At 60.0% G+C, this 23,104-nt stretch carries 24 protein-coding genes and 2 pseudogenes; 7 read left to right on the top strand and 19 right to left on the bottom strand.

Annotated elements, in window-relative coordinates; genetic code table 11:
• The first annotated feature begins 41 nt into the window (after nucleotides 1–41).
• The gene (locus BSK43_RS19615) at nucleotides 42–1,100 is read left to right on the top strand and encodes an adenylate/guanylate cyclase domain-containing protein (RefSeq protein ID WP_136687121.1); all 1,059 of its coding nucleotides are present in this window, start codon (nucleotides 42–44) and stop codon (nucleotides 1,098–1,100) included.
• Between the two features lie 34 nt (nucleotides 1,101–1,134).
• Here the strand turns inward: BSK43_RS19615 and BSK43_RS19610 are convergent, their stop codons facing one another.
• Nucleotides 1,135–1,668, bottom strand: a complete 534-nt coding sequence (locus BSK43_RS19610) for a nucleoside deaminase (protein ID WP_077468822.1) — start codon at nucleotides 1,666–1,668, stop codon at nucleotides 1,135–1,137.
• 480 nt (nucleotides 1,669–2,148) lie between these two features.
• On the opposite strand from BSK43_RS19610, the gene BSK43_RS19605 reads away from it, so the two are divergent.
• Nucleotides 2,149–2,361: a cold-shock protein gene (locus BSK43_RS19605; protein WP_004109325.1), complete on the top strand. Its 213-nt coding sequence runs from the start codon at nucleotides 2,149–2,151 to the stop codon at nucleotides 2,359–2,361.
• A 273-nt stretch (nucleotides 2,362–2,634) separates the two neighbouring features.
• Here the strand turns inward: BSK43_RS19605 and dusA are convergent, their stop codons facing one another.
• Complete coding sequence (dusA, locus tag BSK43_RS19600) at nucleotides 2,635–3,648, bottom strand: tRNA dihydrouridine(20/20a) synthase DusA (RefSeq protein ID WP_077468823.1); 1,014 nt, start codon at nucleotides 3,646–3,648, stop codon at nucleotides 2,635–2,637.
• A gap of 143 nt (nucleotides 3,649–3,791) precedes the next feature.
• On the opposite strand from dusA, the pseudogene BSK43_RS19595 reads away from it, so the two are divergent.
• Together BSK43_RS19595 and BSK43_RS19590 are read left to right on the top strand one after the other, a co-directional pair.
• Nucleotides 3,792–4,486: pseudogene (locus BSK43_RS19595) on the top strand (fumarylacetoacetate hydrolase family protein).
• A 16-nt stretch (nucleotides 4,487–4,502) separates the two neighbouring features.
• Nucleotides 4,503–5,032, top strand: a pseudogene (locus BSK43_RS19590) (gamma carbonic anhydrase family protein).
• A gap of 43 nt (nucleotides 5,033–5,075) precedes the next feature.
• Here BSK43_RS19590 and BSK43_RS19585 read toward each other — a convergent pair.
• Genes BSK43_RS19585 through BSK43_RS19575 form a run of 3 tightly spaced genes read right to left on the bottom strand, consistent with a single transcriptional unit; the run spans nucleotide 5,076 to nucleotide 7,151 of the window.
• Entirely contained in the window at nucleotides 5,076–5,474 is a 399-nt protein-coding gene (locus BSK43_RS19585) for a Fur family transcriptional regulator (protein ID WP_077468825.1), read from the bottom strand.
• A complete protein-coding gene (gene znuB / locus BSK43_RS19580) occupies nucleotides 5,471–6,298 on the bottom strand; it encodes a zinc ABC transporter permease subunit ZnuB (RefSeq protein WP_077468826.1) in 828 nt (275 codons plus the stop codon). Before znuB ends, BSK43_RS19585 begins: the two co-directional genes overlap by 4 nt.
• Nucleotides 6,291–7,151, bottom strand: a complete 861-nt coding sequence (locus tag BSK43_RS19575; RefSeq protein ID WP_077468827.1) for a metal ABC transporter ATP-binding protein — start codon at nucleotides 7,149–7,151, stop codon at nucleotides 6,291–6,293. Before BSK43_RS19575 ends, znuB begins: the two co-directional genes overlap by 8 nt.
• A 100-nt stretch (nucleotides 7,152–7,251) precedes the next feature.
• Here BSK43_RS19575 and znuA point away from each other — a divergent pair, with 100 nt between their 5' ends.
• The 3 genes from znuA to BSK43_RS19560 all read left to right on the top strand — a co-directional run bounded on the left by znuA (nucleotide 7,252) and on the right by BSK43_RS19560 (nucleotide 9,701).
• Nucleotides 7,252–8,235 carry a zinc ABC transporter substrate-binding protein ZnuA gene (znuA, locus tag BSK43_RS19570; protein WP_077468829.1) on the top strand — a complete coding sequence of 328 codons (984 nt, stop codon included), beginning with the start codon at nucleotides 7,252–7,254 and terminating at the stop codon, nucleotides 8,233–8,235.
• Nucleotides 8,236–8,316: 81 nt separating this feature from the next.
• Nucleotides 8,317–9,522 (top strand): GTP-binding protein, encoded by a 1,206-nt coding sequence (locus tag BSK43_RS19565; RefSeq protein ID WP_077468831.1) that lies wholly within the window; start codon nucleotides 8,317–8,319, stop codon nucleotides 9,520–9,522.
• On the top strand, nucleotides 9,519–9,701 hold the full coding sequence (locus BSK43_RS19560; protein ID WP_077468833.1) for a hypothetical protein: 183 nt from the start codon (nucleotides 9,519–9,521) through the stop codon (nucleotides 9,699–9,701). The genes BSK43_RS19565 and BSK43_RS19560 overlap by 4 nt, the downstream gene beginning before the upstream one ends.
• An 8-nt stretch (nucleotides 9,702–9,709) precedes the next feature.
• Here the strand turns inward: BSK43_RS19560 and BSK43_RS19555 are convergent, their stop codons facing one another.
• The 14 genes from BSK43_RS19555 to BSK43_RS19490 all read right to left on the bottom strand — a co-directional run bounded on the left by BSK43_RS19555 (nucleotide 9,710) and on the right by BSK43_RS19490 (nucleotide 22,987).
• A complete protein-coding gene (locus BSK43_RS19555; RefSeq protein WP_077469365.1) occupies nucleotides 9,710–10,432 on the bottom strand; it encodes a PAS domain-containing protein in 723 nt (240 codons plus the stop codon).
• A gap of 271 nt (nucleotides 10,433–10,703) precedes the next feature.
• Entirely contained in the window at nucleotides 10,704–11,636 is a 933-nt protein-coding gene (locus tag BSK43_RS19550) for a lipid A biosynthesis lauroyl acyltransferase (RefSeq protein WP_077469366.1), read from the bottom strand.
• Between the two features lie 5 nt (nucleotides 11,637–11,641).
• Complete coding sequence (locus BSK43_RS19545; protein ID WP_077468835.1) at nucleotides 11,642–12,670, bottom strand: zinc-binding dehydrogenase; 1,029 nt, start codon at nucleotides 12,668–12,670, stop codon at nucleotides 11,642–11,644.
• A 53-nt stretch (nucleotides 12,671–12,723) separates the two neighbouring features.
• On the bottom strand, nucleotides 12,724–14,010 hold the full coding sequence (locus BSK43_RS19540; RefSeq protein ID WP_077468837.1) for a beta-ketoacyl-ACP synthase: 1,287 nt from the start codon (nucleotides 14,008–14,010) through the stop codon (nucleotides 12,724–12,726).
• Nucleotides 14,011–14,024: 14 nt separating this feature from the next.
• On the bottom strand, nucleotides 14,025–15,230 hold the full coding sequence (locus BSK43_RS19535) for a beta-ketoacyl-ACP synthase (RefSeq protein ID WP_077468839.1): 1,206 nt from the start codon (nucleotides 15,228–15,230) through the stop codon (nucleotides 14,025–14,027).
• Nucleotides 15,231–15,272: 42 nt separating this feature from the next.
• Complete coding sequence (locus BSK43_RS19530; RefSeq protein WP_077468840.1) at nucleotides 15,273–15,746, bottom strand: 3-hydroxyacyl-ACP dehydratase FabZ family protein; 474 nt, start codon at nucleotides 15,744–15,746, stop codon at nucleotides 15,273–15,275.
• Nucleotides 15,747–15,869: 123 nt separating this feature from the next.
• Nucleotides 15,870–16,148: an acyl carrier protein gene (locus BSK43_RS19525; protein WP_034477251.1), complete on the bottom strand. Its 279-nt coding sequence runs from the start codon at nucleotides 16,146–16,148 to the stop codon at nucleotides 15,870–15,872.
• Between the two features lie 225 nt (nucleotides 16,149–16,373).
• A complete protein-coding gene (locus BSK43_RS19520) occupies nucleotides 16,374–16,802 on the bottom strand; it encodes a L,D-transpeptidase (RefSeq protein WP_077468841.1) in 429 nt (142 codons plus the stop codon).
• A gap of 121 nt (nucleotides 16,803–16,923) precedes the next feature.
• Nucleotides 16,924–17,904: an adenosylcobinamide-phosphate synthase CbiB gene (gene cbiB / locus BSK43_RS19515; protein ID WP_077468843.1), complete on the bottom strand. Its 981-nt coding sequence runs from the start codon at nucleotides 17,902–17,904 to the stop codon at nucleotides 16,924–16,926.
• Nucleotides 17,905–17,992: 88 nt separating this feature from the next.
• A complete protein-coding gene (gene cobD / locus BSK43_RS19510; protein WP_077468845.1) occupies nucleotides 17,993–19,012 on the bottom strand; it encodes a threonine-phosphate decarboxylase CobD in 1,020 nt (339 codons plus the stop codon).
• On the bottom strand, nucleotides 19,009–20,316 hold the full coding sequence (locus BSK43_RS19505; RefSeq protein WP_077468846.1) for a cobyrinate a,c-diamide synthase: 1,308 nt from the start codon (nucleotides 20,314–20,316) through the stop codon (nucleotides 19,009–19,011). The genes cobD and BSK43_RS19505 overlap by 4 nt, the downstream gene beginning before the upstream one ends.
• On the bottom strand, nucleotides 20,313–21,161 hold the full coding sequence (cobA, locus tag BSK43_RS19500) for a uroporphyrinogen-III C-methyltransferase (protein WP_077468848.1): 849 nt from the start codon (nucleotides 21,159–21,161) through the stop codon (nucleotides 20,313–20,315). Before cobA ends, BSK43_RS19505 begins: the two co-directional genes overlap by 4 nt.
• Before the next feature lie 299 nt (nucleotides 21,162–21,460).
• Nucleotides 21,461–22,420, bottom strand: coding sequence for a nucleoside hydrolase (locus BSK43_RS19495; RefSeq protein ID WP_077468849.1), 960 nt, complete (start codon nucleotides 22,418–22,420; stop codon nucleotides 21,461–21,463).
• A 162-nt stretch (nucleotides 22,421–22,582) separates the two neighbouring features.
• Nucleotides 22,583–22,987: a cobalamin biosynthesis protein gene (locus BSK43_RS19490; protein ID WP_077469367.1), complete on the bottom strand. Its 405-nt coding sequence runs from the start codon at nucleotides 22,985–22,987 to the stop codon at nucleotides 22,583–22,585.
• Nucleotides 22,988–23,104 lie beyond the last annotated feature (117 nt).

The following is a 23,104-nucleotide window of genomic DNA, read 5'->3' as shown; positions in this document are numbered from 1 at the left end:
CACCAGATGACAGCCCGCAGCCGCCATGGCATGATCGCGACATGGATTTGCCCGCCCCCTTTGCCTGGCTGATCGACGAAGCCGGCGCCTCGCCCAGCCCCGAACGCTTTCTGGCCGACCTCGGTCGCCAATTGCTGGCGGCCGGGCTGCCGCTTGCCGGTGGCGCGCTGACACTGGCCGTGCCGCATCCGATCATCACGGAACGCACCTGGCTGTGGCGGGCCGAGACAGGCATCGTCATCGAGGCCCTCGGCTTTGCCGGCGCTTCGCTTGGCCAGGCCGGGCGTGATTGGCTGGCCGAGCTTGGCCCCACCTGGGAGGAGGCGATTGGCCTTGCGCCCGACAGTCCCATGCTCGGCTGGGCGGGGACGGGAGTTTTCGATCCCTCGGTGACGGACGGTCTGCGCCAGGTCGCACGCTTTGCGGCTGCTCCCCTTGCAAACCTCGCCGCCGGCGCGACGCTCTCGGCCTTGCTCGAGGCCTATCTGGGACGGAGGAGTGCCGCCCGCGTACAGGCCGGCGCGCTGCATCGCGGCACGGGCGAAACCATCCGCGCCGCCCTGCTCTGCGCCGATCTCAGGGATTTCACCGCCCTTTCCGAGGCGACGGAGCCGGCCGTAATGATCGCTGCCCTCGACGCCTGGTTCGACCGCGTCGCCGGCGCCGTGCACGCTTTCGGCGGCGAAGTGCTGAAATTCATGGGCGATGGCGTGCTGGCGATCTTCCCCGTCACCGGCACGCCGGCAGACGCCTGCGATGCCGCCCTTCGCGCTGCGACCGCCATTCGCGCCGGCATGGCCCATCTCGACGCTACCAGACAGGCACAGGGCCTGCCGCCGCTCCCCTTCGGCGCCGCCCTGCATTTCGGCGACATGCTCTGGGGAAATATCGGCGCCGCCGACCGCCTGGACTTCACCGCCATCGGCCCCACCGTCAATCTCGTCAGCCGGCTAGAAGGCCTGTGCAAGCCGCTCGGCCGCAATGTGCTCATCTCGGGCGCAGTTGCCGCGGAAGCGAGTATGGCGCTGATTCCGCTGGGAGAGCATGAATTGCGGGGAATTCTGGAGCCTTGCGCGGTGTTTACGTTGGCAGATGCCTAAGGCACACTGACAATCTTGAACGCACTGGTTGCTGTCAGCCGCTCAAAGTGTTTGCCTTAATCTCGGCTCGCACGGCGGCCTGAAAATGGGACGCTCCACCGGTCTGCCAAAACTCCTCGGTGGTCGTGTTGAGAAAATCCGCAAAGAGCTTGCAGGCATCCAACCGGCGAACGCCGCCGATGACTTCCACCGCTCTCGAATGGTGCCGCGGAGGCGCGTTTTCGAGCCTCATATGGGCACATCCGCCATAGGCATCCTCCATAGCGAAAACTAGCCGCGTTATCGGGAAATGCAACATGGTGCCGAAACACATGATGCACGGATCAAGCGTCGTATAGAGCGTTAGCCCATCATTTCGCGAGAATGCATAATTCCCCTTAAATACTTGATGAAACAGGTTCATTTCCGCGTGGTTCAAATGGTTCGAGACCATGGTTTTGTGAGCGCGTCCGAGAATTTCCCCTCCAGCGACCAAGACCGCACCAACAGGAAATATGCCCGCATCCAGAGCGAGCCTGGCCTCCGCCAATGCGACACCCATCATGTATTCGTCATTCGATTGCGCCATGTCGTCCCAGCTGCTCCCACCGTTACAAATCGTGTCACCGAAGGATAATGGTCTGGGTTACGACCACGTGACAACTTCGTATTTTTGCGATCCGCCGCGCTACTTTAGCGATAGGCTGGAAGCCCATTGCAAACATTAGCAATAATGGATTTTCCGACCGGATGAAGGCCGGCTTTTAACCAAGATTTTTCCAACTCCTTGAATTCCCCACCCGTTTCCCACCCATCTCCCCACCCTACCCTAATATTGCCCCTTGCCTTTTTCACAAAATCCTGTCAACCATGTGCATGCTCGGGCATTTACATGCCGGTGACTGGACTGATTTGGTGATCCGCTTGCGGCAGGCAGCGGTTGGGTTTCTGACCCGCGCAGACGTTCTTTCCCCGTACGTGACTTCTCGACTGGCTTTCGCATGTCGCGGGAGCAAAGCCGTCCGGGTTACCGGATAAACTAAGACTGATGGGTAAAGGACTATCCCCCATGGCCACCAAGGGCACCGTAAAATTCTTCAACCAGGACAAGGGTTTTGGTTTCATCACTCCTGACGGCGGCGCGAAGGACGTTTTCGTCCACATCTCCGCTCTTCAGGCTTCTGGCATCCAGTCGCTGCGCGAAGGCCAGCAGGTCACCTTCGACACCGAGCCGGATCGTATGGGCAAGGGCCCGAAGGCTGTCAACATCCAGGCTAACTAAGCCTCTGGTGATTGCCTTATCAAGGTTTTCGACGGCGCGGTGCAAACCGCGCCGTCTTTCGTTCACCGAAACCAGGCCTGCAGCTTCGGGGCCACCCTCGCCCTTCGAGGCTCCGGCTTCCAGCCTCCGCACCTCAGGGTGAGGTTGGAGTCAACCTTGCCCCGCTGTTAAAGGTCACTTTCTGGTCAAACCCGGTCGAGATCGATCAGTCCTCATGGTGAGGAGGCCTAAAAGGCCGTCTCGAACCACGAGGGCGGCTTGGGATCACTCCCCTCACGCGCTTACGCGTTCGCCCTCGCCGGCAAAATCCACCGCAGCAAATGCAGCCGCGATCACCTCCGGCCCTGCCCCCGGCTTGTTGGCGTCGGTGGACAGGATCTGCCGATAGCGGCGCGCACCAGCCAGGCCGGTGAACAGGCCGACCATATGGCGGGCGACATGGTGCAGGCGGCCGCCATTGGCGATGTGACGCTCGGCATAAGCCATCATCCGGTCGCGCAAGTCGTTCCAATCGGCCACGGTGGCGGGGTCGCCATAGAAGCGGTGGTCGACGTCGGCAAGGATCGCAGCATTCTGATAGGCAGCGCGGCCGAGCATGACACCGTCGACATGGGCAAGATGGCCCTCGGCCTGGTCCAGCGTCTGAATGCCGCCATTGATGCCGATGAACACATCAGGCCAACGCTGCTTCATGCGGTAGACGATCTCATAGTCGAGCGGCGGGATTTCGCGGTTTTCCTTCGGCGACAGGCCCTTCAGCCAAGCCTTGCGCGCATGAATCCAGATCGCGGCCGCGCCGGCATCGAGCACGCGTGTGATCAATTGCGGCAATGCCTCTTCCGGCTCCTGCTCGTCGACGCCGATACGGCATTTCACCGTGACCGGCGCTTTCGATATCGCCTTCATGGCCGCAATGCAGGATGCCACCGTCTCCGGCGTCAGCATCAGGCAAGCGCCGAAGGTGCCCGATTGTACGCGGTCCGACGGGCAGCCGACATTGAGGTTGATCTCATCATAATGATAGGCTTCGGCGATCCGCAATGCCTCGGAAAGCTTCGCCGGGTCGGAGCCACCGAGCTGCAGCGCGACTGGATGTTCGCTCACATCATGCCCCAGCAGCCTGTCGCGCGGGCCGTGAATGATCGCATCGGCCACCACCATTTCCGTATAGAGCAGCGCATGGCGACTGATCTGCCGATGCAAATATCTGCAATGGCGATCAGTCCAATCGATCATCGGGGCTACCGCAAAGATCTTGCGGCCGTTTTTCAGCGCGTCGCTATACATGGGATACCTTTCTGCCCCGCGCTCTACACCAAAAGCTTTCGAAACGCCAGTTTTCCCGGCAGCGACAATGATGCTAGGTTCGCTAATGGAGTCGGGAGGCAGTACGCCTTTCCGAGATAGATTGAGAGTTTCGAAAAGCCGCCATGAACGCCCCGCTCACCACAGTCATTCCAGTACCTGCCCCTGTCCTGCTGCCGATCGAGGGTGAAGCCAGCCTCTTTCCGGTCCGCCGCGTCTATTGCGTCGGCCGCAACTATGCCGACCACGCCATCGAAATGGGGCATGACCCCAGCCGCGAACCGCCCTTCTTCTTCCAGAAGAACCCGGACAATCTCGATACATCGGGCGACTTCCCCTACCCCTCGCTGTCGTCGGACGTGCATCACGAGGTGGAGCTTGTGGTCGCGCTGCGCAGCGGCGCGCGGGTATCCCGGTCGAGCAGGCGCTCGACTGCGTCTATGGCTACGGCGTCGGCATCGATTTCACCCGCCGCGACCTGCAGGGCGAAGCCAAGAAGCTCGGCCGCCCGTGGGAGATCGGCAAGGCTTTCGAACATTCCGCACCCGTTTCGGCGCTGGTACCGGCCACCCGCGTCGGCCATCCCGACAAGGGCGGCATCTGGCTGATGCGCAATGGCGAAACGGCCCAGAGAGGCGATCTCTCCCAGATGATCTGGAAGGTGCCGGAAATCATCGCCGAACTGTCCAAACTCTTCACGCTGGCGCCGGGCGATGTCATCATGACCGGAACGCCCGCCGGCGTCGGCCCCGTTGCGCGCGGCGACAAGATCAGCTGCGCCGTCGATGGCGTCGCGACGCTGGTACTGAACGTCGTCTGATCGAGGAGGATCGACCATGCCACTCTACGCTCTTGCAGGCCATGCGCCGACAACACCCGGTCCGGGCCTATACTGGATCGCACCGGATGCAAGCGTGATCGGCAAGGTCGAGATCGGCGAAGATGTCGGCATCTGGTTCGGCGCAGTGCTGCGCGGCGACAATGAGCCGATCGTCGTCGGCGGGGAGACGAATATCCAGGAAGGCACGATGGTGCACACCGACCCTGCCTTCCCGACGATCATCGGCGAAGGCTGCACCATCGGCCACCACGCCATCATCCATGGCTGCACCATCGGCAACAATTCGCTTGTTGGTATGGGCGCGACGATCCTGAACGGCGCGAAGATCGGCAATAATTGCCTCGTCGGCGCCAATGCGCTTGTCACCGAAGGCAAGGAATTTCCAGACGGATCTCTGATCGTCGCGCGCCGGCGAGAGCGATCCGCACGCTGGACGAGGCGGCGATCGAGGGCCTGCGCCGTTCCGCCCGCAACTACGTCGCCAACTGGCAGCGCTTTGCTCGCGACCTTAAGAGATTGGATTAGAAAAATCTTATAAAGAGCTGACGAACCGGCCGCCGCCGCAAGTTCAGGCCGCGCACTTCGCGCAATGACCGCGAATTTCGATGGTTGACTTCTCCGCCTTGAATTTCTGCGACTTCAGCCAGTCCATCAGGCGATGATCCACCTCATGGTCGTGGAATTCCATTACCTGGCCGCAGCTCTCGCAGATGGCGAAGGCGACGAGGCCGTGGCTATGGCAATCCTCATGCGGATGGGCGCAGGCGACGAAGGAGTTGATGCTCTCAAGACGGTGCACAACGCCGTATTCCAGCAGCTTGTCCAGCGCGCGATAGACCTGCAGCGGCGCGCGAAACCCCTGATCGCGCAGCTTGTCGAGAATGGTATAGGCGCTGAGCGGCGCTTCCGCCTTGGTCAGAACATCGAAGACGAGCGACTGGTTCTTGGTAAGCATCGGAGTGGTCATGATGACTGTCCTCTCTGTTGTGCCGCCGGCGCAACGCCCCTGCGAACCAGGGGCAGTAGACTGAAGATAAACAGGATGAGCGCCGCAACCACGATCGACGGACCGGACGGCGTGTCGTAGCGCAGTGATCCGAAGAGGCCGCCGACAACGGCAATGGCGCCAAGCAACGAAGCGAAGATCGCCATGATTTCCGGCGTCGAAGCGAAGCGGCGCGCGGTGGCAGCCGGGATGATGAGCAGCGCCGTGATGAGCAGGATGCCGACGATCTTCATGGCGATCGCAATCACGACGGCCATCAACAACATGAAGATCAGCTTTGCGCGCTCGGGCCGCAATCCCTCGGCCTCGGCCAACTCCGGATTGACGGTCGAAGCCAGCAGCGGCCGCCACAGCCAGGCGATTGCCGCCAGCACGAAGATGCCGCCGCCCCAGATCACCAGAATATCGGACTGGCTGACAGCGAGGATGTCGCCGAACAGGAAAGCGATAAGATCGATCCTAACCCAGCTCATGAAGGCAACGATAACGAGGCCGATCGCCAGGGTCGCATGCGAGAGGATGCCGAGCAGCGCATCCGCCGACAATGCCTGCCGCCGCTGCAAGAACAGCAGCAGGATCGAAACGAGCGCTGCGACCGCAAAGACCGAGAGCGTGAGATTGAGCTGGAAAAGCAGCGACAGCGCCACGCCGAGCAGCGCCGAATGCGAGATCGTATCGCCGAAATAGGCCATGCGCCGCCAGATGATGAAGCAGCCGAGCGGTCCGGTGGTCAAAGCCAGCCCGACGCCGGCGAGAATGGCACGCAGGAAGAAATCGTCAAACATGGCGTTCTCCCCCGGTATGATCATGATGATGATCACCGTGATCATCGTGATGATGGCCGTCGCCAGCATGGCAATGATCGGTGATCGAGCCATCGGCGTGCTGCACGCGGCCATCGGGCAAATGCGTATGGTCGTGATGGTGGCTGTAGATTGCTAGGGATTGCGCTGCCCTTGTGCCGAACAGCTTGACATATTCCGGACTCTGGCTGACCGCCTGCGGCGTGCCGCGGCAGCAAACATGGCCATTGAGGCAGACGACGGTGTCTGTCTCGGCCATGACGACATGCAGGTCATGCGAAATCAGCAGGATGCCGCACCCCTCAGAATTGCGGATTGACTTGATAAGATCGTACAGCGCGATCTCACCATTGAAATCGACCCCTTGCACGGGTTCGTCGAGGACGAGCAGATCGGGTTTGCGGGCGATGGCGCGTGCCAGGAGAGCCCGCTGGAATTCACCGCCGGATAGATGCTGCACCTCGGCCTTGGCCAGATGCGCAATGCCCACTGCTTCCAGTGCCGCGCGCAACTCGCTGTCGGGCAATGGTCCCGTCAACGTCATCAGGCGCTGCACGCTGAGCGGCAAAGTCCAGTCGATGGCAAGCTTCTGCGGGACATAACCGACCTTCAAGCCGGCGATCCGATCAACCCGGCCTTCGTCCGGCTTCAGCACGCCGATCGCCGCCTTGGCACTCGTGGATTTGCCGGAGCCGTTCGGTCCGATGAGCGTGACGATTTCGCCGCGGCTCACGGAAAAATCGACGCCGCGCACCAGCCAGCGGCCAGCGCGGCGGACGCCGACATCATGGAGCGACACCAGGGGCCGGCTCTTGCTATCGATGGAAGAGAGCATGAAATTTCCAACTGCGCTATTGCGCCCTGCTATCGCACACGTTATAGCATAACGCAATTGATGTAATAACATAACAGACCCATTCAAGGGCATTTCTCGCATGAACGCAGCAAAAGCTTTTCTCCCTCTGGCTGTCTCCGCACTGTTTTCCGGCCTGCTTGCCTGCACCGCCGCGACCGCAGCAGATGCGCCAAAGGTTGTCGTCTCCATCAAGCCGATCCACTCGCTTGTCGCCGCCATCATGCAAGGCGTTGGCACACCGGATCTGATTGTCGACGGTGCTGCCTCGCCGCATACCTATGCGCTAAAGCCTTCCAATGCCCGCAGCCTCCAGCAGGCGCAGGTGATCTTTTGGGTCGGTCCGGGCATGGAAGCCTTTCTGCAGAAGCCACTCGCCTCTCTTGGCTCCAATGCCGACGTCGTTGAACTCGATCAGGCGCCCGGCATCACCAAGCTCAAGTTCCGCGAAGGCGGCGCCTTCGAGCCGCATGACGACGGCGACGAGCCGGCCGGTGGTGAAAAGCACGCGCACGCCCATGGTGATCACGACCACGATCATGGTGAATTCGACACCCATCTCTGGCTCGATCCGCGCAATGCCAAGGCGATGGTGACCGAGATCACCACATCGCTTGTCGCCGCCGATCCTGCAAATGCGCTGACCTATGAAGCGAACCAGAAGACGCTGAACGACAGGCTGGATGCGCTGGACACGGAAATCGCCTCGACGGTCGCGCCGGTGAAGGACAAGCCCTTTATCGTCTTCCACGACGCCTATCAGTATTTCGAGCATCGCTACGGCGTGCGTGTTTCGGGCTCCATCACGGTAAGTCCGGAAAGCATTCCCGGCGCGCAGCGCGTGTCGGAAATTCACAACAAGGTTGCCGATCTCGGCGCCACCTGCGTTTTCGCCGAGCCGCAATTCGAGCCGAAGCTCGTCAATGTCGTGCTGGAAGGCACATCCGCGAAATCTGGCGTTCTCGATCCCGAAGCCGCGACACTGCCGCAAGGGCCGGATCTCTATTTCGATCTGATGCGCGGCATCGCAAACTCCCTGAAGTCCTGCCTCTCTGCGCAGGGCTGACGATCGCCGGAAGAAGCGAGCCAGATGCTCGCTTTTTTCAAAACAATAAATGTAATGATATTACATTACAAAGAGGTTGCCATGAACAAGAAGCTCCCGGTCACCGTCCTCTCCGGTTTCCTCGGCGCCGGCAAGACGACGCTCCTCAATCACATCCTCAACAATCGCCAGGGCCTGCGCGTTGCCGTCATTGTCAACGACATGAGCGAGGTGAATATTGACGCCGCCCTGGTGCGCGATGGCGGCGCCAATCTCTCGCGCACCGAAGAACAGCTCGTCGAGATGACCAATGGCTGCATCTGTTGCACGCTGCGTGACGATCTGCTGAAAGAGGTGCGCCAACTCGCCGAGCAGGATCGTTTCGATTATCTGCTGATCGAATCGACTGGGATCGCCGAGCCCCTGCCCGTCGCCACAACCTTCGAGTTCCGCGACGAGGATGGAAACAGCCTCTCCGATATTGCCCGGCTCGACACCATGGTCACCGTGGTCGACGCCGCCAACCTTCTGGCGGACTATGGCTCGACCGATTTCCTCGCCGACCGCGGCGAAACCGCCGGCGATGGCGACAACAGGACCATCGTCGACCTTCTGGTCGAGCAGATCGAATTCGCCGATGTCGTCATCCTCAACAAGGTCGGCTCCGCCACCGCCGAACAGCGAGATGCCGCTCGCAAGATCATTGTCGGCCTCAATCCAGATGCACGTCTGCTCGAAGCCGATTTCGGTGCGGTGGAGCCGGTCGAGCTTCTCGGCACGGGCCGTTTCGATATCGATCGCGCCGAAACGCATCCGCTCTGGTACAAGGAATTGCACGGCTTCAAGGATCACGTTCCCGAAACCGAGGAATATGGCATACGCTCCTTCGTCTATCGCGCGAAGAAACCGTTCGATCCTACGAAATTTCAAGCCTTTCTCAATTGCCCATGGCCGGGTGTCGTTCGCGCCAAGGGTTTCTTCTGGCTCGCCACGCGTCCTTATCATGTCGGCGAAATGAGCCAGGCGGGCGCGCTTGTTCGCACGGGCAAGATGGGCCTGTGGTGGGCTGCCGTGCCGCAGGACCAATGGCCGCGTGATCCCTCATTCAAGCGCGCGCTTGCGCCGTATCTCGATTCGATCTGGGGTGATCGACGTCAGGAATTGGTATTTATCGGTGCCGATCCAATGAACGAGCAGCAGATCGTCGCGGAACTAGACGCCTGCCTCGTCAAGGCGGATCGTTTTACACCCGAACGCTGGCGCAATCTGCCGGATCCCTTCGTGAGCTGGAACGGGCCAACGGCATGAAAACGCCGAAAGTGATCAGGTTTCGCTGCTATTGCATCGAATGCAGCGACGACGGCTCGGCAATGGAGCGTGTTCCGCAAGCTGCCGTTGCGGAGCCTGATCGAGACCAAATCGAGAAGGAGCAATCAAATCCGCACTCAACGGCGGATTCGATCGAAAAAGTGCTGTTTGGGGCCTGAACGCGAGTTCAGGCCACCAGCATATTGGCTGGAACGACGCTAACCTCATGCACGACTAGCAACGCGCCGATGATTTCTGCCTTGGCGCGTAGCGGCGTCATGCTGCAATGGAAGACCTTGCCCGGCTCAACCTGACGATAGGACGGATAGAGGCATTCGACCTTTTCGCCGGCAAAGCAGGCATCAAGCTTCTTCTTCACACTGTCTTCGAATTGTTCGGAACCCACAAACTCCGATATATGTCGTCCAACCAACTCTATCGGCTTCGATTTCAGAAACTCCGAATTCGCCGCATTGCTGTAGAGGTAACGATAATCGCGCGTAACAACGGCGACCCGATCCGGCAGGCTGTTGAGGATGACGTCGTTCAAGACGCTGCCCTCGTCGAAGCCGAAAAGATCGTCACGGTCTTCTCTATTGGCCGAAAATGCCACCAGAACATCGGTCGCCGACTCGCTCGCGCCGCCGAAATAGCGATCGATCAGCACCGACAGCGATGCCGAATTGCGCATGACGCGCGAACGGTCATCCGATTCTTCCCGGATGAGATTGTTCAGGAATTGTAGCTGCATGTAAATTTCAAGCAGACTCATGGCCTTATAAGCCAAAATAGCCGCGATAAGTGGCTCTAATTCGCTGTCGAGTGAAGCTACAAGCTCGTCGTCACCAAGTTTTATCGCACGCTGAATCTGATTACATTTCATGGAGAAGGCATGAAAGAGTGCCAGCAAATTGCCCTCCTGTCCCTGACCATAGTCAAACACCGAGGCCTCGATTCCCGGCGTTACCATGCCCAAGGATAATCAGTCTGGTGTCCGCATTCTCACCAGACTTTCTATCATGTGAATTAACATGACTTATAACCTGTTTCAATCCGGTTGAGTGGAAGTTCCCTGGAAAGGAGAACTTTCTGAAATGAAAGGCTTACCGGGAACAATGACTGCATGGAGACCGGATCGAAGGAGGTTTTCCTACCCTCAAATCGCCGATTGGTAGCAAGACCTAGAAAACGGTCTTCTTGATATTCCAGCGATCATGATACCAGAGCCACTGCTCGGGATGCTCTCTGACCCAGCTTTCGACCTTGTCGTTCAACATTTGGGCGGTCGCGGTCAAATCCAGACCGCCCAGCTCGTTGCGGGGCATTTCCAGCTTCGGTTCGATCTCAAGCCTGTAGCGATTGCCGGGCAAGCGGATGCAACGAGCCGGATAGACCTCGCAGTTGAACTGGCGCACGAGCTTCGGCAGGAGCGGATTGGTCTTGACCTCCCGACCGAAGAACAGGGTTTTCAATCCTTTGCGGAACTTCTGGTCGACCAGTACGCCGACGCCACGACCTGCCTCGAGCTCTCTGGCCAGCGCGAAAGACGACCCCGCATGCGACGGCACGAGATTGCCCATGCGCTTTGCGCGGAAATCGAAAACCTTTTTGGCAACATAGGGATTGTTCGGCGGGCGAAAGAGCACCGTCACCGTCAGACCGAAGGCCGCGCCCGCCACAGGCAGCAGCTCGAAATTGCCGGTATGGCCGGTAAAGACGATGAAAGGCCGCGGGTTGTCTCTCAGATCGAGAAAGATCGGAATGCCCGAAACCTCGACGCGACCAGGCTTGTCGCTATGGGGATCGAAGTCGAAGAGCCGGTCGAGAAAGACGTACTCCGCCGCCAGCCGCCCCATATTTCCCCAGCTTGCAAGCGCGATCTCCTCGATCTCGTCCTCGCTCTTCTCGGGAAAGGCGTTGCGCAGATTGGTCAGCATCAGCTGGTGCCGTCGCATGCGCGGACCGATCCTGCGGGTCAGCCAATCGGCAAAATTGATGCCGCCATCAGCGGGAAACAATTTCAGAAAGTTGAGAAAGCCGAAGATGACCTGCGCCACCAGCCACTGCCGGAAATTCCTAAGCCCAAGAACGATCCGGGTGATGAAGAGCTTCACGCGGCTCAATCCATCTTCAGGATGATCTTGCCGAAGATCTGGCGCGATTCCATACGCTCCAGTGCCCGGTCGATATCGCCGAAGCTCACTTCCGTGTCGATCACAGGATGAACGAGGCCACGTGCCATCTTCTGCATGGCATTCGCCATGTTCTCCATGCGGCAGCCGAAGGAACCGAACAGCTTCAGCTGCTGCTGGAACAGCATCATCAGGTTCATTTCGGTCGAGACGCCCGATGTCGAACCGCAGGTGACCAGACGGCCGCCGCGCTTCATGCAGAGCATCGAACCGGCCCAGGTATCCTTGCCGACATGTTCGAAGACGACATCGACGCCCTTTTTCTTCGTCAGCTTACGCACAACGCCTTCAAAGCGGTCGGTGCGATAATTGATGACGTGATCGGCGCCGAGAGCCTTGGCCTTCTCGATCTTGTCGTCCGAGCCGACCGTGGTGATGACCGTGCAGCCGATTTTCTTGGCGAGCTGGATGGCCGCCGTGCCGATGCCCGAGCCGCCGGCATGAACGAGGATCGTTTCGCCGGGCTCAAGCTTGGCATTGTCGAACAGCATGTGCTCGACGGTACCGAAGGTGACAGGCGCAAGCGCTGCGCCGATCGCATCGACGCCGGGAGGCGCCGGAACGAGCAAGCGAGCCGGCAGATTGACCTTCTCCTGCGCAAAGCCATCGAGATGGAAGCCATGCACACCGCTGACATGTTCACAGAGATTGTCGCGACCCTCGCGGCAATGGCGGCAAAGGCCGCAGGTCTGCGCGCCATAGATCGACACGAGCTGCCCAGGCAGGACGTTGGCAACACCTGGTCCGATCGCTTCGACTACGCCAGAGGCCTCCGCGCCGATAACCAGCGGCATCTTGCGCTTGGCAAAGGCCATGCCGCGCCAGCCCCAGACATCGATATGGTTGAGCGCGACGGCCTTGACGCGCAGCGTCACCTCACCCGCGCCAGGCGCTTCAGGCTCCGGCAGATCGGTGATCTCAAGTTTGCGGTCGTCGATCAGTTGCAAAGCACGCATGGCAAAGTCCTTCGCCTCTCGGGCGCATTATTATTTATTCTTCGAACGTCCGATTAAGCCGGTTCAAGCGCCATGACAAGGCTGGCGTTCTGACCGCCGAACCCGAAGGAGTTCGAAAGAACGGCATTCACCTGCTTTTCACGCTTCTTGTTCGGCACCACGTCAAGAACGATCGACGGATCGGGGTTGTTGTAGTTGATCGTCGGCGGCAGCGTACCGGTCAGCATCGTCTGCAGCGAGAACACAGCCTCGACCGCGCCTGCCGCCGTCAGCGTATGGCCGATCATCGACTTGTTCGACGAGACCGGGATGGTCGGAAGCCGCTCGCCGAAGACGGCGGACATGGCGCCATATTCCATCTTGTCATTCTCAGGCGTCGACGTGCCGTGAGCGTTGATGTAGCCGATATCGCTTTCATCCATACCGGCATCCGCCAGCGCTGCACGAATGGTGGCGATCGCCGGGCCGCCATCGGGCGAAGAACGGGTGCGATGAAAGGAATCAGCCTTGTCGCCGGCGCCCTTCATGATGCCGAGGATCTTGGCGCCGCGTGCAATCGCCGCTTCAAGCGATTCCAGCACCAGCGTCGCCGCACCTTCGGCGATGACGAAACCGTCGCGATCCTTGCTGAATGGCTTGGAAGCCTTGGTCGGCGGGTCGTTCTGGGTCGAGAGAGCCGACAGCAGCGAGAAGCGGATCAGCGCCTCGGCGCTGAGCGAACCATCGGTCGCCACGACCAGCGCCCGCGCCGTACGGCCCTGGCGGATGGCTTCGATGCCGAGCTGGATGGCTGTCACGCCCGATGCACAGGCGGTCGACAAAGTCACAGGCAGGCCGCGCGTGCCGAAACGATCGGCAAGCCGCTCCGAAATGGCCCCGAACAGCGCCGCCTCATGGAAAACCGGGTCCGGACGCTGGCGCATGGCGGCCAGGAAACGCTCATAGGCATCGCCCTCATGATCAGCCGGCGGCGAACGATCGGCAAGCTCGAAACGGGCATTCCACTCCGGCTCGATGGGCGGTGCAGCGAGAAACAGCGGCGCATCGAAATCACCCGAGATGCCGGCCTGAGCCAAGGCCTCTATGGTTGTCTCGCGTGCGAAAGCAAAAGAGCGTTCGACGGCATTCGGCGAGGGAATATCGATGAAATCCACCGTGCCGGCGATACGCGTCGAAAGCCCATCGGTTGGAAAGCGCGTGATATTGTGGATGCCGGAGGTGCCGGATGAAAGCGCGTTCCAATTGTCCTGCAAGCCCTGGCCGAGCGAGGTGATGATACCCATGCCGGTGACGGCAACGATCGGACGTCCAAGGTGATCCTTATAGGCGGATGCGGTCATGATCCAGTTCCCTACTACGCTTCAGCGGAAAGTACGGCGATGCCTTCGCCGCGCACATGGCCGACAGTCGTTACGACGGCATTACGCGCGCCTGCGGCCATCGGCTTTTCATAGGAGGCATCGAAGGGGGGCACCTTGGCCCCATTGGCCAGGGCAAGCGCCGCAAAAGCGATCCCGAGCGGAAACTGGCTTTCAAGCCCGTGGCCGGAAATGCCGGAATAGGCACGAATAGCCGAGGCCGGAAGCTGGGCTTCCAGGACAGCCTTTTCACGCTCTGCAAGATCGTGGATCGCCGTCGTGCCGGAAAAGACGACAGTCGTTGCATCCGGAACCTGCTTGGCGGGTGCAAGCATGCGCTCCAGCCGCGCCTCGAATTTACCATCGTCGCGCCGGCCGCGATCACCTTCGACCGAATCGATGGTCGCATAGATCCGTGCTCCGCGGCCTTCCGCATGGGCGCGCGATTCAAGCACGATGAAAGCGCTCAGCGAGCCCATGATCATGCCGCCGCCGTCTTCCGGCTTGCGCGACCAGAGCGGATGCCAGTCGCCGATGGCGTGCGCATTGATCGACTCGATCAAGAGGATCATGTCCAGACGTTCGGCCGAAAACGCGCCGCCGACCAGCGCATGGGTCGATTCACCCGACTTGATGCGGTGGAAGGCCGTCTCGATGGCGGAAACGCCGGAGGCTTCCTCACCCATGAAAGTGCGTGACGAACCCGTGACCTTGTGGACGATCGAGATATTGCCGGCCAAAAGGTTCGAAAGCTGCGCCAGAAACAGCGTCGGCCGCAGCTCGGTCGTCAGCTTCTCGTTCAGCAGCAATTCGCGATCGTTGCGCTTCAGGCCTTCGTTGACGATCAACGTGTCGACATTCGTATCACGCTCACCGCCGCCGGCCGCGACAATCATGTCCATGCTGCCGCAGGCTTCCAGATCATCCTTGAAGCCGGCATCATCGAGCGCCAGGCCGGCGGTGAAGACGCCGATGCGCTGCCAGTTTTCCATCTGGCGCTGGTCGCCACGCTTGGGGATTTGCCGCGACCAGTCGATCTCAGGCAGCGGGTGGACCGGATATGGCTTGAACTTTTCGGTCTCGACGATGGTCGGTGGCGCCTTGTCCGCGGTCAGCAGTGCGACATGCGCATCCTTGCCGACACCCTGACAGGTGACAATGCCGACACCCGTGATCACCACATCATTCTGAGCCTTGCTCATTCATCAATCCTCTTCGAATGCGGCACCCGCAAGCCGGTAGCGTCAACCGTTGGCGGCGATGGCGTCGAGAAGCCCGACCTCACTCGCCCGCTTGCGCACGATATCGGCGAGCGGCACCTCATTAAACGGCATGGTGCGCAGCTTCAACTGCGCATCGCAGATCTTCTTTCCGGCAATGGTGATACGCGCCTTGGTCACCGCGAAACCGGAACCATCGTGCTCCAGCTCGGCTTCGATATCCAGCTCCGCCTCCGGCTCGACGAATGTCCGCATCTTGGCGCCATCGACCGACATCAGGAACGGCATATAGGTAAACTTCGTGGCGGCAAGCACCAGCATGCCCGAGGCCTGCGCCATGGTTTCGATGAGGAGAACACCGGGAACCAGTGGCATGCCGGGAAAATGGCCTTCGAAAACCGGGCTTTTCGCCGGAACGACGGAATGCGCCTTCAACAGACCCTTGGACAGATCGACCGACTCGACCTTGTCGATCATCTGGAAATATTCCAGCAGCATCAACGCCTCCGCTCCGACCCGACGGCGCACAATGCTACGGGCGGGATACGCTATTTAAGAATGAAACCGCCCGGCCGCCATATTCAGGGGCGGCTGGGCGGCAAAAAAATGCAAGGATGTTGCTCAGCCCTTGGCGGCGCGCAATTCATCGATCTTGGCGCAGAGATTCTTCAGCACGAAGTACTCTTCGGTCGAAACCTTGCCTTCGTTGACTTCCTGCGTCCACTGCTCGAGCGGGATCTTGATGCCGAATTCCTTGTCGATGGCGAACACGATGTCCAGGAAGTCGAGGCTGTCGATGCCGAGATCGTCGATCGTGTGGCTTTCCGGAGTGATCGTAGCCCGGTCGATTTCGCTGGTCTCAGCGATGATGTCGGCAACTTTGTCAAATGTAGCAGTCACTGCCCATACCTCTTGAAATAATAATTCAATCCCCCTCATAGGGAAATCCATTCCAAAAGCCAATGGTTTCCACCAGAAACCCCGGCAATTTGGCAGGTGACTGTTGCGCAAACAGCAAAACCGCGCTCACACCACAATTAAGGAGATCGCAGCCGACATGCGTGCAAGCTGCGGCGGCATTGTGGCATGCCGGCATTTGCTGCGAAACTTGCCCGATCTAGCCCGTTACTCGCTTATGACAATGCGCGTATTGTGAAGCCCCACATCCGATGCCATCGAGAAAAAGGTCGCGGCATTGCGTGTCTCAAGCCGTACACAGCCATGTGATGCAGGCCTGCCCAGCTGCCTGACCTCGTAAGTGCCGTGGACTGCGTAGCCGCCATTGAAGAACACCGCATAGGGCATGGGCGCATCGTCGTATTTCTTCGAACGATGATCCTTCGAAAGCCATTTGGCTGTGTAAGCGCCGACCGGCGTCACATAACCTCTGCGCGCCGTCGACACTTTCCAACGATACTTGAAAACGCCGTCTTCCGAGACTGTCATTGTTTGCGAACGAAGATCGACAGTCGCAAGAACCGTTCCTGCACTAGCCGATCCAGCGTGCAATAGTGTAGACAGACATGCAACGGCAGCCATCATTACATACTTCATCTTATCCCCTCCGACCGTTTGCTTCTTCTTGAAGCAATTCAGACGATGGGATACCTTATCACAATGTGAATTATACCACATTAATACATATAGTGATAAATCTGTTAATGGTGGCAGCCGCTCATAGCAGCAGCAGGAAGCCCAAAAAGGCGAGAAACGTCAGCATCGAGCATGCCGAATAGAAGATCGAAATCCCCGCCTCTATATCGCTGACGGTGGCGGTGTCGCGACCGGCGCCATTGATCATCGGTTCGCGCACGAGTTCGCCGCCATAGATCCGCGGCCCTGCGAGCTGGATGTCCAGGGCGCCCGCCATCGCCGCTTCCGGCCTGCCGGAATTCGGGGACCGATGCAGCCCGCCATCCCTCACCGCGACGCGGATGGCATTTCCAAGCGCCGAAATCCCACGCTTGGCGAGCGCACCGACGGCGATCAGCAGGATCGACAGCCGCGCGGCCGGCCAGTTTGCGATATCGTCCAGCCGGGCGGCAGCGCGCCCGAAGTCGATATAGGTTTCGGATTTATGGCCGATCATCGAATCAGCCGTATTGAGCATCTTGTAGAAAAACAGGCCCGGAAGGCCGAAAATGCCGTACCAGAGCGCCGGCGCCACGACGCCATCGGAAAAGTTTTCGGCAAGGCTTTCGATCGCCGCGCGGCAGACGCCGGGTTCATCCAGGGTTTCGGGATCGCGGCCGACGATGCGCGACACGGCAAGGCGACCGCCTTCCAGGCCATTGGTCCGCAATGCCTGCGACACCTCGCCGACGTGATCGGCCAGGCTCTTCTGCGCCAGGAACACCGCGACAAGCGCCGCTTCGACCAGTATGCCGAGCCAGCCGAAGAAGGCGAGCAATCCGTGTACCGCCCAGCCGGCAATAGCAGCTCCCATCAGCAAGGCAACGATCGACATGATACCGTTGCGGCGGCGAAGCACGCCGGACAGGTCCTTTGCGTTGAACCGTCGATCGAAGGAAGAAATCGCCTTGCCGAACAGCACCACGGGATGCGGGAGGCGCTGCCACAGCCAATCGGGATCACCGACGATGCGATCCAGCAGCAGGGCAAGGACAAGAATAAGCAAATGTTCGTCGGCGCTCATGTCGAATAATCCTCAAGAGCATGATGCCGAAAAGTGTGAGCAGTTTTCGGACGACATCATGCTCTACTTATTTGTTTCTGGAGCGGATTCAGATTTTAGGTCGAACAGACCTAAAATCATCCGACTCCAGTGCCCCGGCGAGTCTGCGATCCGCCTGTTCATCCGGAGCAAGACCGAAGCGCAGCCAATGAGGCGCATAATCGAACTTGCGGACCAGAATATGGTGGCGGCAGAGATGCGTATATATCCTCTCGGCACGGTCGTCCGCAACAAGCGTGAACAAAGCCGTGCCTCCGGCAACATGCAGATGTGATTGACGGAGAACCGTCTCCAGCCCGCGATGTCGTTGCAGAATGCGGTCGCGGATGCCGCTGGTGTCGCGCTCCATCAGCGATGCCGCGATCGACAGCGCCGGGCCTGACACCGCCCAAGGACCGAGCCAGTCCTCGAAACGAGCCATGATCGAAGGTTCGGCAATCACAAAGCCGAGCCGCAGGCCGGCCAGACCGAAGAACTTGCCGAAGGAGCGGAAGACGATGAGGCCCGGCATGGAGCCAGCATAAGGAGCGATGCTCGCCGCCGGCTCGACATCGCCGAAGGCCTCATCGACCAGCAAGATGCCGCCTTGCCTGTGTTGCCTGTCATGCAGATCCCGCAATTGATCGAGCGACAACATCCGCCCGTCCGGATTGTTGGGATTGACGACGACCACAAGCCCGTCATCCGCGGTCAGATCGGCAATTCCGGAAACCTGACGCACCTTAAGGCCCGCGAGTGTGAAAGCCCGGGCATATTCACCATAGGTCGGCGATAGAACGGCGATGCTTCCGCCAGGAACTAGCCTTGGAAGCAATTGGATGACCGATTGCGTGCCCGGAACCGGCAAGGGCATGACGTCACCGCTGCGGTAATATCCCCTCGCCGCCTCGCGCGCCCGCTCCTGCAAATGCTGGTCTGGCAGCCGATGCCAGGCCGAGACAGGCACCTCCGGCAAGGAAACGGGATTGGGATTGATGCCGGTCGACAAATCCAGCCAATCTTCCGGCCGCCCACCATATTGACGCGCCGCCGCGGTGATGCCGCCGCCATGGACGATCCTGTTGGTCATGCAGGCTCCCCGGCAAGATCGATCAGATGCATATAGGAACCCGCGACATTGGCGCGCTGCAGGCCCGCGGTGCCGAGATCTGCGCCGAGTGCATCCTTGACCGCAAACAGGCGGTCCGCCTCGCCTTCCGAAACGATCGTCGAATAGTGAAACTCATGCGCCGTCATTGGTTGGTCGAAGAACGAGCCCACAAGAGGCGTCAAGCGCCGGTAGCCCAGATGGCGCTGCCGCTTCTCGTAGCTCGTCACAACTGGCAGGAGACCGAGCATCGCGTGGCGTGCACCTGCTGCATCCACCAAGCCTTCGCCAAGCACCATATAGCCGCCGCATTCGCCATAGATGCGCGCCCCGCGCGCTGCCGCGTCTCTCACTCCCGCAAGAAAATTATGGGCGCTCGCAAGTTTGCCTGCATGCAGTTCGGGATAACCGCCAGGCAGATAGACGGCATCCACATCTGCTGCCGGCGCTTCGTCTGCCAAAGGGGAAAAGAAGGAAATCTCCGCGCCGCGCCGCCGCCAGCCGAGCAGCATATGCTCGTAGCAAAACGCGAATGCGATATCGCGCGCCACCGCGATACGCTGCCCGAGTGGCATCAGCCGCGCGATATTGGCGGCCGACGGGTGCACGACATTCTGCTGGGCCGCCCGCAGTAACAGCTCGAAATTGCATGCCTTCGACACAATGCCGGCCGCGGACTCGATAAATTGCTCCAGCGCGGCGTGCTCTCCGGCCTGCACAAGCCCGAGATGCCTTTCAGGCAGTGTCAGGCTCTTGTCACTTCCGATGACGGCGAGAATGGGCATCCGCACGGCGTCGAGCGCTCGGCGCAGCATCGCCTCATGCCGCTCGCTCGCAACCCGATTCAGCACAACACCGGCAATGCGGATATCGGCGCGGAAATTGGCAAAGCCGCTGACAACAGCCGCCACCGAATGTGACATGCGCGAGACATCGATAACCAGTACGACGGGAAGGCTCAGCAAGGCCGCAAGATCGGCCGGCGTGCCGGAACCGTCAGCAGCGCCATCGAACAGGCCCATCATACCCTCTATGACGAGCATCCGGCCACCGGCGCGATGAAGCGCCGAGTTGGCGGATATGAGTTCGGGGCGCATGGCCCAGGGATCGAAATTGAGACAGGGCGAACCCGCCGCTGCGGCGTGAAAGGCCGGATCGATATAATCGGGACCGGCCTTGCCGGATGCAACGGCAATGCCCCTCTGCCGCAACGCCCTCAAGAGGCCAAGCGTAAAGGTTGTCTTGCCGGAGCCCGATGCCGGTGCGGCAATCAAGAGGCCACTCATGCCGACTCCTTGCGCCCGACTCCAGCTCGCCCCTCCGTTGCCGGCAGAAGCTTGCGCCCGGAAAGAGCGCCGAGCCAATCGAGCGACGGGCGCAACTTTACGACGTCGCCGACGACAACGATCGCAGGCGGCTCAAGACCAGATGCCTCGATATCAGCCGTCGCGCGCCCAAGCGTCGTTTCCAGCACCTGCTGCGAAGAGGTGGCGGCATTGCAGACGAAAGCGACAGGCTCATCCGCAGAACGGCCAGCAGCAATGAGATTGGCGGTGATCTGGGCGATATGCTTCATCGCCATATACATGACGATGACAGGCGATCCCTTGCCAATCGCCTCCCAGTCGATGGCGTCAGGCACGACGCCGGACGAATCATGGCCGGTCAGGAACGTAACAGCATGATTGACGTCGCGATGGGTGACCGGAATGCCGGCATAGGCAAGCCCGCCGATGCCGGCCGTGATGCCGGGTACGATTCGGAAGGGAATACCGTGCTCCACGAGCATCAGCGCTTCTTCGCCGCCCCGCCCGAAAACAAATGGATCCCCGCCCTTCAGGCGCAGAACACGCTTGCCGGCGCGCGCCAGCTCCACCAGCCGCAGTGAAATATCGCGCTGTTTGGCTGAAGGCTTGCCGCCGCGCTTGCCCGCATATTCCAGCACGGCTCCCGGCCGCGCGAGCTTGAGGCAATCCTCGTTCACCAATGCGTCGTGTACGATGATATCCGCCTCGGCCAGTCCCTTGGCCGCCAGCAGGGTCAACAGGCCTGCATCTCCGGGCCCGGCGCCGACCAGCCAGACGGAGCCCGGCTCAAGCACCGGCAGATTGGAAAATGCAGTGTCATTCATCTCATTTGTCCTATGCCCGCATGGCCGAAATTGCAACGTTGAGAACGGGATAAGACGACGCGAACCTGGCATCCCTTCTCTCGCCAACACTACGCAATAGAAGCCTTCGGCATGAGCGATAGCACGCTATGGGCTTTTCCAACGGCGACAGGACATGGAAACCTATGCCAATCAAGTGAGCGGCTTTGCGGACTCAATATGTCCGAAAACTCAAATAACCATATGATAACTCGCCGGAATGGCTGTTCAATGGAGCCAGGGATGGCGGAGGGGACGCGATCGCCCCCTCCTTATCTGCCTTAGTGCTTTACCTTGCCCAGGATCACATCACGGATAAGGTCGATGACCTGCTGCGAGCGGATGCCCGTGCAGGCGATCTGGCTCGGCAGATTGTCCCAATCACCCGGCGGAAAGTGGCGGCCGTCCTGCTTGATGATCGTCTGACCATCGGCGATACCGCCGCAGACGACACGGATCGAACCGTTGATCGTGTCGAACAGCTCAGGCGCCACGACATAGACGCAGGCGCAGCTGTCGTGAACCATCATGCCGTCTTCGACCGCATGCTTGTAGAAATCGATGTAGGATTGCGACAGATCCGACAGCAATTGCACGGAGGGGCCACCGGCCTTTGCCATATCGGCCAGATAGCTGCGGCTCATGGTCGTGATCGACGTGACGTCCAGACCGACAACGACCACCTTCCACGGTGCCGTCATGACGAAATCGGCAGCTTCCGGATCGCCATGGATATTCGCCTCGGCCACTGGGCTGACATTGCCCGGCACATAGAAGTTGCCACCCATGATCACGACATCTTTTACAAGCGAGGCGATTTCGGGATCGTGCTTCAGGGCCAAGGCAAGGTTGGTCATGCGACCGACGGCGACCAGCGTCACCTCACCCGGATTGGCGCGGACGGTGTCGATGATGAACTGATAGGCCGGGCGCGGATCGGCTGGCACATCGATCGTCTCAGGCACGTCGATGTCACCGAGACCGTTGCGGCCATGAACCATGGTCGGCCATGCACGCTCCTGCCGCGAGGGATCGAATGTAACGCTTGCGCCGCGGGCGACTGGGCACGGAATATTCCACTCGCGCTTGAGGAATAGCGCGTTGCGGGTCGTCGTATCCACCGAGGCGTTGCCGAAAACCGTCGTTACGCCGAGAAGGTCGATATCCGGGTGGCGATGAAGAAAGAGAAGCGCCATGGCGTCGTCAACGCCCGGATCCGTATCGTAAATGACCTTATGCATGATTTTTCCTTACCAATATACTGATTAAGCTTGATCTTCCGGAAATCTCCTCCCGTTTCTGATCATGCTCGAACTACCGGAATACACGAGAACCACGGCCGGCGAAATGCCGCCACGATGTCGCATGAGCCATTTGTGTGATGGCAACAGTGATTTCAGTCGTCACCCGATCCTGGCGATCGCGGCGGTGGCGAAATCCGATTTTATCTTGGGCAGGACAAGCTCCGCATCGGCACCGGCAGCCGCCAATGCGGCGGCTTCAGCGACGCCATGGCAGCCGACATGGGTGAAGACGACATCGGACGGGTTCTTCAGGCGTGGCGTCTCCCGCTCCAGCGCGGCCGCCTTGAAAAAGCGCACCGGCAGGCGAAAATGCGTCGCGACCTCCAAGATGGCAGGCTCATCCATGCGCGTATCGATGGACACGACGGCTAGCAGCTCCTCGCGCCCGATTCCGACCTCCTGCATAGCTCGCTCCGCCAACAGGCGCACATGGTTCCAGTCCGTGCCGCTTTCGCAACCAAGGCCAAGGATATAGCGGCGGGCGGAATTGGCATATGTGGTCATGTTCGCTCCCAGCTGCGACAACCGATATCGCAGGTGTAGCCACCCTTTCCCGAGCCGTCAATTTCGCCCGGTGTGTCCCACAGGCAATTGCCTTCAAGCCATCGAAGTGCAAGAAGG

It is taken from the genome of Rhizobium sp. P44RR-XXIV (genome assembly GCF_001999485.2).
Taxonomy (GTDB): domain Bacteria; phylum Pseudomonadota; class Alphaproteobacteria; order Rhizobiales; family Rhizobiaceae; genus Rhizobium.
The sequence above is the reverse complement of the archived record's forward strand: the minus strand, read 5'-3'. Positions and strand labels throughout refer to the sequence as shown.